At 34.5% G+C, this 10825-nt stretch carries 9 protein-coding genes; 8 read left to right on the top strand and 1 reads right to left on the bottom strand.

The window, feature by feature from the left end; all coding sequences use genetic code 11:
* Window positions 1-91: 91 nt before the first annotated feature.
* From typA to apaG, 5 genes are all read left to right on the top strand, one after another.
* Window positions 92-1900 carry a translational GTPase TypA gene (gene typA, locus AC4AGG_RS07810; protein WP_489771436.1) on the top strand — a complete coding sequence of 603 codons (1809 nt, stop codon included), beginning with the start codon at window positions 92-94 and terminating at the stop codon, window positions 1898-1900.
* A gap of 210 nt (window positions 1901-2110) precedes the next feature.
* Window positions 2111-2437 carry an RNA-binding regulator gene (gene rbp / locus AC4AGG_RS07805; RefSeq protein WP_489771435.1) on the top strand — a complete coding sequence of 109 codons (327 nt, stop codon included), beginning with the start codon at window positions 2111-2113 and terminating at the stop codon, window positions 2435-2437.
* An 85-nt stretch (window positions 2438-2522) separates the two neighbouring features.
* The gene (locus tag AC4AGG_RS07800) at window positions 2523-4082 is read left to right on the top strand and encodes a glycoside hydrolase family 10-like protein (RefSeq protein WP_489771434.1); all 1560 of its coding nucleotides are present in this window, start codon (window positions 2523-2525) and stop codon (window positions 4080-4082) included.
* Window positions 4083-4220: 138 nt separating this feature from the next.
* Window positions 4221-5447 (top strand): 2-oxoglutarate dehydrogenase complex dihydrolipoyllysine-residue succinyltransferase, encoded by a 1227-nt coding sequence (gene odhB, locus AC4AGG_RS07795; RefSeq protein ID WP_489771433.1) that lies wholly within the window; start codon window positions 4221-4223, stop codon window positions 5445-5447.
* 81 nt (window positions 5448-5528) lie between these two features.
* On the top strand, window positions 5529-5915 hold the full coding sequence (gene apaG / locus AC4AGG_RS07790; protein WP_489771432.1) for a Co2+/Mg2+ efflux protein ApaG: 387 nt from the start codon (window positions 5529-5531) through the stop codon (window positions 5913-5915).
* A gap of 73 nt (window positions 5916-5988) precedes the next feature.
* On the opposite strand, the gene AC4AGG_RS07785 is transcribed toward apaG, so the two are convergent.
* Window positions 5989-7230 (bottom strand): erythromycin esterase family protein, encoded by a 1242-nt coding sequence (locus tag AC4AGG_RS07785; RefSeq protein WP_489771431.1) that lies wholly within the window; start codon window positions 7228-7230, stop codon window positions 5989-5991.
* Between the two features lie 193 nt (window positions 7231-7423).
* On the opposite strand from AC4AGG_RS07785, the gene ppk2 (AC4AGG_RS07780) reads away from it, so the two are divergent.
* The 3 genes from ppk2 (AC4AGG_RS07780) (at window position 7424) to AC4AGG_RS07770 (ending at window position 10787) form a co-directional block, all read left to right on the top strand.
* A complete protein-coding gene (gene ppk2 / locus AC4AGG_RS07780; protein ID WP_489771430.1) occupies window positions 7424-8272 on the top strand; it encodes a polyphosphate kinase 2 in 849 nt (282 codons plus the stop codon).
* Between the two features lie 33 nt (window positions 8273-8305).
* On the top strand, window positions 8306-9109 hold the full coding sequence (gene ppk2, locus AC4AGG_RS07775) for a polyphosphate kinase 2 (protein ID WP_489771429.1): 804 nt from the start codon (window positions 8306-8308) through the stop codon (window positions 9107-9109).
* Between the two features lie 424 nt (window positions 9110-9533).
* Window positions 9534-10787, top strand: a complete 1254-nt coding sequence (locus tag AC4AGG_RS07770) for a cation:proton antiporter domain-containing protein (protein WP_489771428.1) — start codon at window positions 9534-9536, stop codon at window positions 10785-10787.
* The last annotated feature ends 38 nt before the right edge of the window (window positions 10788-10825 follow it).

Here is a 10825-nt window from a genome sequence, read left to right as displayed (position 1 = left end):
TGACCTCGAAAAAATTGAATGTACTTCGACTAAAATTTAACAATGAATATTTGATTTAAAATCCCTACTTTTGCACCCGTAAAAATCATATATGCAAAACATTAGAAATATTGCGATTATCGCACACGTTGACCACGGGAAAACTACTTTGGTTGATAAGATTATTCATGCAACCAATATTTTCAGAGAAAATCAGGAAAGCGGTGAATTGATTATGGATAACAATGATTTGGAAAGAGAAAGAGGAATTACCATTCTTTCCAAAAATATTTCCGTTACCTATAAAGATACCAAAATCAATGTAATTGATACTCCTGGTCACGCCGATTTCGGTGGTGAAGTAGAACGTGTATTGAAGATGGCAGACGGAGTTTTACTTTTGGTGGATGCTTTTGAAGGGCCAATGCCTCAGACTCGTTTTGTTTTGCACAAAGCTCTTGAATTAGGTCTTAAACCAATTGTGGTTATTAATAAAGTAGATAAAGAAAACTGTCGTCCAGACGAAGTTCACGATCAGGTTTTTGATTTGTTCTTCAATTTGGATGCTACTGAAGAGCAGTTGGATTTCCCAACATTCTACGGTTCGTCTAAACAAGGTTGGTTCAACAGTTCTTTGGAAGAAACAGATTCAATTTTACCATTATTAGATGGTATTTTACAATACGTTCCAGAACCAAAAGTGGAGGAAGGTAATCTTCAAATGCAAATCACATCCCTTGACTTCTCTTCATTCTTAGGAAGAATTGCGATTGGAAAAGTGGCGAGAGGATCTGTAAAAGAATCAGAATGGATTGGATTGGCGCAAGAAGATGGAAAAATTCTGAAAGGAAAAGTAAAAGAATTGTATGTTTTCGAAGGTCTTGGAAAGAAAAAAGTTCAGGAAGTTCATGCAGGTGACATCTGTGCTATTGTAGGTTTCGATGCATTCCAAATTGGAGATACGTTTGTAGATCTTGAAAATCCAGAACCATTGACAAGATTGTCTATCGATGAGCCAACGTTGAACATGACGTTCTCTATCAACAATTCGCCTTTCTTCGGTAAAGATGGAAAATATGTGACTTCCAACCACTTGAAAGAAAGATTAAACAAAGAATTGGAGAAAAACTTAGCATTAAGAGTTGAGCAAACTGAAGATGCTAACACTTTCTTGGTATTCGGACGTGGTATTCTTCACCTTTCTGTTTTGATCGAAACGATGAGAAGAGAAGGTTACGAAATGACGATTGGTCAACCTCAGGTTATCTTGAGAGATATCGATGGTGAAAAATGTGAGCCTTACGAATCTTTAGTTGTTGATGTTCCAGAAGAATACGCTTCTCGTGTAATCGATTTGGCTACACAAAGAAAAGGAGACTTGCACATCATGGAAACCAAAGGTGAAATGCAACACATGGAATTCGAGATTCCTTCAAGAGGTTTGATCGGATTACGTTCTCAGATGTTGACTGCTACTGCTGGTGAAGCGATTATGGCACACCGTTTTACAGAATATAAGCCTTTCAAAGGAGCAATTCCAGGAAGATTGGTTGGTGTATTAATTAGTAAAACTACTGGTCCAGCTACAGAATATTCGATTTCTAAACTACAAGATAGAGGTAAATTCTTCGTTGATCCAGGTGAGGAAATCTACACAGGAATGATCGTTGGTGAACAAAACAAGCCTGGAGATTTAGTAGTAAACATCGTTGAAGCAAAACAATTGAACAACATGCGTGCTGCTGGTAAAGATAAAGATGGAAGCATCGCTCCAAAAATTCTTTTCTCTTTAGAGGAATGTATGGAATATATCCAAGGTGACGAAGCAATCGAGGTAACACCAAACTTCATCAGAATGCGTAAGAAAATTCTTTCTGAAGAGGAGAGAAAACGTGCTGAGAGAATGGCAAAAGCTGACTAAGCATAGTACATATACAATAGAGAAGGCGCAAATTTTTTGCGTCTTTTTTATTAAAACATAGAAAGAAAATTTAATTTTTTCAAAAATATATTGGGTATCTTTAAATTTATTTCAATATCTTCGCAGAATTATTTTCAGAAATCAATTAATGTTTATTATATATCGTTTGTTGTTTTTCTTTTAGGTAATTTAACAAACAATTTTTTTATTATGAACATTTTTATTTCAAATCTCAATTACAATACAGTTGAGTCCGAGTTGGAAGCATTATTTAGCAATTACGGAGAAGTTTCTTCAGCAAAAATCATTAACGATAGAGATACAGGGAGATCAAGAGGTTTCGGTTTTGTAGAAATGCCGGATAACGATGAAGCTCTTAAAGCAATCGAAGAACTTAATCAAAGAGAATTCAAAGAAAAAGTACTTAACGTTTCAGAAGCAAGACCAAAAGAGAACAGAAGCTCTGGAGGTTTCCAAAGAAGAGAAGGAGGATTCCAAAGAAGAAACGATAATAACAATAGAAGAAGAGATTGGTAAGATAATCTCATATTGTAAAAATCTAAGGTCTGTTGATATACAACAGACCTTTTTTGTTGGCATAATTTACCTTATTTTTGCACCCATGAAAAAAACAATCCTATATATTTTAACCTCCTTTATTTTCTTTTCTTGTGCTGCTCAAAAGAGAGACCGAAAGAGGGACCGTAGTGAAAATGTTGAAACAACATCTGAAGTTACTACTAATCCAAAACCTACTCCAACCAAAGTGGCGGATTACAAGCCTAATCTTCCTGAAATTAATAGAGAATTTCGTGCAGCGTGGATTGCGACGGTAGCTAATATCAATTGGCCTTCCAAAAGTAATCTTTCCGTTGAACAACAAAAGGCAGAAGCAATTAGGATTTTGGATATGTTGAAAGATGCTAACTTCAATGCGGTTATTTTTCAGGCAAGACCTTCTGCAGATGCCATGTATAGGAGTAATTTGGAGCCATGGTCTGTTTTTTTAACGGGAAGTGTAGGGAAGGATCCGGGTTATGACCCTTTAGAATTTTGGATTACTGAAGCTCACAAAAGAGGGATGGAATTACATGCCTGGATTAATCCTTACCGCGCTTATCATACTACGGGAGGAACGATTACTTCTGGATCTATGGTTAAAATAATGTCTGATGATGTGGTGAAGCTAAAAAACGGAACCTATTGGTTTGACCCTGCAAGTCAAAATGTTCAGAATCATGTTTCAGCGGTGATTATGGATTTGGTTAAGAGGTACGATATCGATGGATTGCACATGGACGATTATTTTTACCCTTATAAAGAATATAACTATGGAAGAGATTTTCCAGATTCTAAATCATGGAATGCTTATGTCTCTTCTGGTGGAACTTTGAGTAAGGAAGATTGGAGGCGAGATCATGTCAATAAATTTGTAGAGCGAGTTTACAAAGAAATTAAGACCACTAAAAACTCGGTTAAATTTGGGATTTCTCCATTCGGAATTTGGAAATCTGGTTATCCAGCCGATGTTAAAGGAAGTTCTCAACATGATGATATCTATGCAGATGCCAAACTTTGGCTTAACCAAGGTTGGGTCGATTATTATTCGCCGCAATTGTATTGGAAAGAAGAAGGAGGACAGCGTTTTTCTTCACTTTTGAAATGGTGGCAATCCGAGAATACCCACAATCGACATCTTTGGGTAGGTCTCAATACAGTTGGCTTAAAGGATGTTGCCAATCGTTCGCAGGAAATTTATAATCAGATGACCACCATTAGACAGGTGCTTCCTCATGATAAAGGTGAAATCCATTATAGCGTAGATGGAGTTACTAAAACTCAAGAAATGCTGAATACGATCAAAAGCATGTACCACGAAAAGGCTTTGGTTCCAGCAACGCCTTGGTTGAAAGTTCAAAAAATGGAAAAACCTCTGTTGGTAGCTCAACGAAATGGTAATACAATTAAAGCGGATTGGAGCAACAAAGGAACCGAAAAGGCATTTCGTTGGATTTTGTACACCCAGTACGGAGATACTTGGAGTTACGAGATCTTAGAGTCTGATGTTTTATCAAAACAGATTGAAGTATTCCAAGGCAATCAAAAGCTAAAAGTGATCGCGATAAAAGCCATCGACAGATTGAGTAACGAAAGCGAATTGGAGTTTAAGAAAATAGATTAATATCATAGATAAAAATAATCTTTAAAACTCCCCGCAACTATTTTTCAGTCCATGAAAAATTCATAACTTAGCACATCAATTTTAAATCACGAAAAACTGCATTTTTTATGCAGAAAATTTTAACAAAATTCTTATAGAATGGCAGTATTAGAAATGAAAGTTCCCTCTCCGGGAGAATCCATTACCGAAGTAGAAATTGCAACTTGGTTAGTAAAAGATGGTGATTACGTAGAAAAAGACCAACCTATTGCAGAAGTTGATTCGGACAAAGCAACATTAGAACTTCCTGCTGAGGAGAGTGGGATTATCACTTTGAAGGCAGAAGAAGGAGACGTGGTTGAGGTTGGACAAGTGGTTTGTTTGATTGATATGGATGCTGCAAAACCAGAAGGAAGTGCTCCAGCAAAATCCGAAGAACCAAAAGTAGAGAAAAAAGAAGAAGTTAAGCCTGCTGAAAAACCAGTAGCTGTTGCTTCAACTTATGCAACAGGAACGCCTTCTCCTGCTGCTAAAAAAATATTAGACGAAAAAGGTATTGAAGCTTCTCAAGTTTCTGGAAGTGGAAGAGACGGAAGAATTACCAAAGAAGATGCGCAAAACGCAACAGTTTCTATGGGTTCAGTTTCTGGTACAAGTGGAAACAGAGGAATGACCAGTACAAAACTTTCTTCATTGAGAAGAAAATTAGCAGCAAGATTGGTTTCTGTTAAAAATGAAACTGCGATGTTGACTACTTTCAATGAAGTAGATATGTCCGAAATTTTCAGAATTAGAAAGCAATACAAAGACGAATTCGCTGCAAAACATGGAGTAGGACTTGGTTTCATGTCTTTCTTTACCAAAGCAGTAACAAGAGCGTTGCAAATGTATCCAGATGTTAATGCATCTATCGACGGAGATTTCAAAGTTAATTATGATTTCTGTGATATTTCTATTGCGGTTTCTGGTCCAAAGGGATTAATGGTACCTGTACTTAGAAATGCAGAAAATATGACTTTCCGTGGAGTTGAAGCCAACATCAAAGCACTTGCTGAAAAAGTAAGAGACGGAAAAATTTCTGTGGACGAAATGACTGGAGGAACTTTCACCATTACCAATGGAGGAGTTTTCGGATCTATGCTTTCTACACCGATTATCAATCCACCACAATCTGCAATTTTAGGTATGCACAATATTATCCAAAGACCAGTTGCTGTTAATGGACAGGTAGAGATTAGACCAATGATGTATTTGGCGATGTCTTATGACCATAGAATCATCGACGGAAGAGAGTCTGTAGGATTTTTGGTAGCTATTAAAGAAGCCATCGATAACCCTGTTGAAATCTTGATGGGAGGAGACGAAAGAAAAGCTTTGGAACTATAATAAGTTCTCCAATTTAACTTTTACGAATCTCGCCTATCAAATAGGCGAGATTTTTGCATTCAGTAATTTAACATATATCCCATGTTTTCTAAAATAACTCATAATATTAGAGTAAGCGTTACTCCCGAATACGATGTTAAAAACAGTTTTCCATCAGAGAATAGGTATGTGTTCCGTTATCATATAACAATTGAAAATTTGGGCTCAGGCAGCGTCAAAATCCTGAAAAGAAAATGGCTTATTTATGATGTAGGTTTTGGATTTACGGAAGTCATTGGTGATGGCGTTATTGGTCTGACTCCAGAAATCCTTCCTGAGGAATCTTTTACGTATTTTTCCAATGTAATGTTGCGTTCTGGAGTAGGGAATATGAGTGGCAAATATTTGGTCGAAAATTTGACCACAAAAAAGAAATTCGAAATAGAAATTCCAAAATTTATCCTACACTCAACGGTGCTTTCTAATTAAGGTGACCTGGATTCACGAAAATATAATCTCTCCTGAAAGTTTTTATGGAAAGGTTGTGCATCAACATAATACTCTAATTCTTCAGTATTTGGGAAGCGGTGGTTTTATTAACAAAAATTAGATAATCAAAATCATTTGTAATAATGCCTGAACGAATATTATTTTTCATCAATGATGAGCCAATTGTACGATAATTAATCTTATCCATTAGTACTTTTGCTAAACTGTTATTTTCATTTTTAATAGATTTCAGATCCAAAATAAAAATTGGAATTTCAAAGGAGTTCAACATTTCTTCGAGTGAGGCTTGCTCCGCTTTTTCTATATAAGTTGAACTGATCTTGTAGCTTTCATCTATAACTGAACTATAACCTTCGTAAAAAAATGTACCGCAATTAACATATTCATCTTTAAGTTTTTCCTTTAAATAGTATCCCGTCTCTTGATCAGTTTTTTTTATATGTGAATTATGTGCCCAAATCAGCATAGGCAAATCGGGATAATTTTCATGAATCCAGAAAATATTTTCTGACATATATCTATTCCGTTTTTCATAGGTCTTTCCGATAAACTGCTCCAAGATTCTTAAATTTTGTAAAGCCCAAGACCTGTCTTTTTTATCTTTTACATCATCCAAGTCTTCTTTGATTTTTTCGATGTCAAGCAATGCTTTTGAGCTTAAATCCCTTTTTTTAGAAGGTTGGTTCTTTTTTAATTTACTTAACTCTAAAAGCTTCTTGGATAATTCTATTATGCTTTCATCTTTTATTTCATTTTTCGTCAGAATTGTTTTGATTTCAACTACAGAACCTGAGCAAGTGTTCATGTCAAAGCCAGAAAAAATAATTTTATTGGTATTATTATCATTATATGTTTTAAACCAATCTATCAAATCTAATATTTCATCAGTTTGATAAATCCAATAGTCTAAATTCATTAGATATTTCTTGCCATTATTTTTGTTGTCAATAATGTAATTGTTGAGTAAAAATGACTTTGACATCGCATCTTCAATAGTAAATACACCACCTTTATTTTTTTCAAAAAAATATCGTGCAATTTTACCTTTTACCTTGAAAATTTCACTTGCACCATGAGAACCTTCTCCCAAGCCCAAGTATTTTACATTGGAAAAGAACTTATCAAATACAATAGAATCTTCACTGAAATTTACCTCTGGCTCTAACGAGTGTAAAGGATATATATGTTGCAATAGATATTGTCTTTCTTCATTACTTATTGACGTCGTTTGTGAATTAATGATTGCCGAGAAAAACAACAAGATGCTTATAAAAATTCTAATGCTTGTATTCATTTTAAAAATTCAAAATTATGTGGTTTTCTTTATAGCTATCACAAATGTATTCATTCTTTTATTAGCTCAAAAATGTGTTTTGCCAATTATTGGAGTTGCATAAACTTAATAATGATATGCGAAATGTCAGTCTATATTTTTAAATAAATGTGGGGAAATTGACGTAAATTTATAATGAAAAAATAGACTTAAAATGGAAATAGAAAATTTTGAAAAATTAGAGACCAGAAAGGACTTGGTGGGTTTTCTGAAGGACAACAACGAGGATCCAATGTACAAAAGTGTATTGGACAAGTTTCTGTATGAGGAAGAACTCAAGCAACTCCAAGCTGAATTGGTGAACCTCCAAAACTGGGTAGTAGAAAACAAGAAGAAAGTTGCCATTATTTTTGAAGGCAGAGATGCTTCTGGAAAAGGTGGGACGATTAAACGTTTTATTGAGCATCTTAATCCTCGTGCAATGCGTTTGGTTGCTCTTAATAAGCCAACAGATGTGGAGCGAGGACAATGGTACTTCCGACGTTATGTGAAAGAACTTCCCAACAAGGGCGAGATTGTTTTTTTTGACCGCAGTTGGTATAACCGAGCGGTTGTAGAACCAGTGATGGGATTTTGTACGCCAGAACAGTATGAAAGATATATGGTACAAGTTCCAGAATTCGAGCACATGCTGTACGAAGAAGGGACTACAATTATCAAATTTTGGTTTTCTGTTTCCAAAGATCAGCAGCTATACCGATTTAATAGAAGATTGAAAAATCCTCTTAAAAAATGGAAATATAGTCCAGTTGACGAGAAAGGTCAAGAACTTTGGGATGAATTCACTTATTACAAAGACCAAATGTTTAGTAGGACCCATAATGCTTTTGCACCTTGGGTAATTGTAAGGTCAGATAATAAGACCAAAGCAAGATTAGAAGCGATAAGATATGTTCTTTCTCAGTTCAATTACACTGGAAAAGGTCAATCTGGAGCCGTGGTTAATCCAGACCCTAATGTTGTACAGAGATATTTCCGAATGATTAAGCAAATCGATTTTTAATACCCTTTTTTATCCTATTAAATATTTTACATTATGAAAATTACACAAGAACAATTTGAGATATTAAATTCTAAAAAAGGGATTTATGCGCTTTTGCAGAGCGGAAGTCTGGATGTAGATAAGGCTTTTCGTTTTGTACGTTACGAAAAGAGATTAGCAAAACTCCAAGAAGAAATGATTAAACTTCTTAACTGGGTAGTCGAAAATAAGAAGAGAGTCATCGTGGTTTTCGAAGGGCGTGACGCGGCAGGAAAAGGAGGTGCTATTCGTAGAATTACCGAGAATCTTAATCCTCGTCAACACAGAGTAGTTGCATTACCAAAACCTGATGAGGTAGAAAAAGGACAATGGTACTTTCAAAGATATGTTAATCAGTTACCTATCGAAGGAGAAATTGTCTTTTTTGACCGAAGCTGGTATAACAGAGCAGTAGTAGAACCAGTTAATGGATTCTGTACTAAGGAGCAATACACCGTTTTCATGGAGCAGGTTAACGAGTTTGAAAAAATGTTAATCACTTCTGGGTCTTATGTTTTGAAACTTTATTTTTCTATTTCCAAAGACGAGCAAGAGAAGCGCTTCAAAGAAATTATCAATGACCCATTGAAAAAATGGAAATACAGCCCTGTAGACCAAAAATCTTTGGAATTATGGGATTCTTACACAGAATATAAGGAAAAGATGTTTGATAAGACCAATACAGAATTTGCACCTTGGAAAATTATCAAAGCCAATCGTAAGTCAAAAGCAAGAATCGAAGCTATTGAATATATCTTACAGAATATTCCATACGAGGTGAAAGATTTAGATGCTTTACAGCCTGTAGATTTGGATTAATATTTCTTTTAATAAATGATTAAAGGTGCAGTTTTGCACCTTTTTTTTGTGTAGTTAGGGAAAGAATAAAAGAGTTTTTGATTGTTTAAATCGTTAATAATTACCGATGATTATTAAAATAATTTTCTATAGAGCATAAAATATTATTGATATTTAAAATATTTACCTAATTTTGAGTGAAGGAATAATTTGGATAATACCTTTTTTATTTCGGAACAAAAAACAATAACCTGAAAACTAATAACATGATGTATATTCTTCTTTTTTCTAGTAGTACTGCCTAAAGATTTGTTTGAGCTATTTTAAGGTCTTTCTTGTTTGTTACAAAGCATTTTTATGATAATAATGTTTTGTCGTTTTGGTGCTTTCATTATGGTCACGCACTATTGTGGTATATCCTTTAAATATTAATTGAACTTTCTAAATGTTGTCTACTCCTGTTATATTGATCCTCATTGGGATTATAATATTCCTTGGTTTCTATTTTCGAGTGATATTCGAACAATATAATATCCCGGATGTTATTGGACTAATCGTTTTAGGTCTTCTTCTAGGACCGGTGTTTCACGTAATAGATGCTCGAAATTTTGGTCAAATGGGTTCGGTATTTAGTAATGTTGTGTTATGTTGGATTCTATATAATAGTGGAGTCAATCTTAAAATAACAGATGTTATACAGTCCTTTCGGGCAACAATGGGTATTACAACTTTTGGTTTTTTGGCAACTTCTTTTACAATTACGGTTTTTTGCCACTATATTTTCAAACTTAGTATTTTGGAGTCTGCCTTTGTTGGAACAACACTTGGGGGAACTAATACTGCTGTGGTAACTGGTCTTGTAAGTAGAGTCAAAGTAGAGCAAAAAACCAAGACAACGTTGATCATGGAATCGGCTATGACGGATATTTTTACCTTGGCTTTACCTATTAGTATTATGAATTATATGATGGATCAATCGAGTAGTAGCTCTACAAAAATATTTTTAGATTTTGTTTTTTCTATGATATTTTCTTTGATAATTGGGATTAGTGGGGCGATTATTTGGGCAGTGATTATTAATAGAAACCGAATTTTAAAGAGAACTAAGTTTTCATCATTAGCCTTTCTATTTATTATTTTCGGAATAGCTGAGTTACTAGAATTTAATGGACCACTAACTGCATTATCATTTGGTGTAACGGTTGGTAATGTTCAGACTTTTATTCCAGAAAAACTGAAAAAATATATTACAGACCCAAACATTATTATTACTAACTCCGAGAGAACTTTTTATGACCAAATCGAATTTTTATTAAGAATTTTCTTTTTCGTTTATGTTGGATTAAGTATCCAAATTGGCAATTCACGGATATTAGAATGGACAGCGATTATTGTAGGTTGTGTCTTTTTGGCAAGAGTGTTAGTCGTGAAGTTGGTCATCAATAAAAATACTCCCGTATTGGATAAATCTGTAATGTCGGTAATGATAGCCAAGGGTTTAGGAGCTGCGGTAATTGCTACTTTACCCATTCAGCAAGGATATAAGAATGGAGAGATAATGCAGTCGATTTGTTATGCTGTAATTTTATTCAGTACCTTTTTCTGTGTAATATTATTTACAATGGTTTCAAAAGACAAAAGACTCTACTTCTTTAAATTTATTTTTGGAAATAGTACTAATAAAAAAGTAGAGCAATAGAATATCATCAATTTTATAAACCAAAAAATCGGGAAGCC

Source organism: Chryseobacterium sp. CG10_8 (genome assembly GCF_058117085.1).
The sequence above is the reverse complement of the archived record's forward strand: the minus strand, read 5'-3'. Positions and strand labels throughout refer to the sequence as shown.

Coding starts and splice junctions, on each gene's coding strand:
- AC4AGG_RS07770 (WP_489771428.1), top strand. CDS start 9,534: ATGTTGTCTACTCCTGTTATATTGATCCTCATTGGGATTATAATATTC.
- odhB (WP_489771433.1), top strand. CDS start 4,221: ATGGCAGTATTAGAAATGAAAGTTCCCTCTCCGGGAGAATCCATTACC.
- AC4AGG_RS07800 (WP_489771434.1), top strand. CDS start 2,523: ATGAAAAAAACAATCCTATATATTTTAACCTCCTTTATTTTCTTTTCT.
- ppk2 (WP_489771429.1), top strand. CDS start 8,306: ATGAAAATTACACAAGAACAATTTGAGATATTAAATTCTAAAAAAGGG.
- ppk2 (WP_489771430.1), top strand. CDS start 7,424: ATGGAAATAGAAAATTTTGAAAAATTAGAGACCAGAAAGGACTTGGTG.
- typA (WP_489771436.1), top strand. CDS start 92: ATGCAAAACATTAGAAATATTGCGATTATCGCACACGTTGACCACGGG.
- apaG (WP_489771432.1), top strand. CDS start 5,529: ATGTTTTCTAAAATAACTCATAATATTAGAGTAAGCGTTACTCCCGAA.
- rbp (WP_489771435.1), top strand. CDS start 2,111: ATGAACATTTTTATTTCAAATCTCAATTACAATACAGTTGAGTCCGAG.
- AC4AGG_RS07785 (WP_489771431.1), bottom strand. CDS start 7,230: ATGAATACAAGCATTAGAATTTTTATAAGCATCTTGTTGTTTTTCTCG.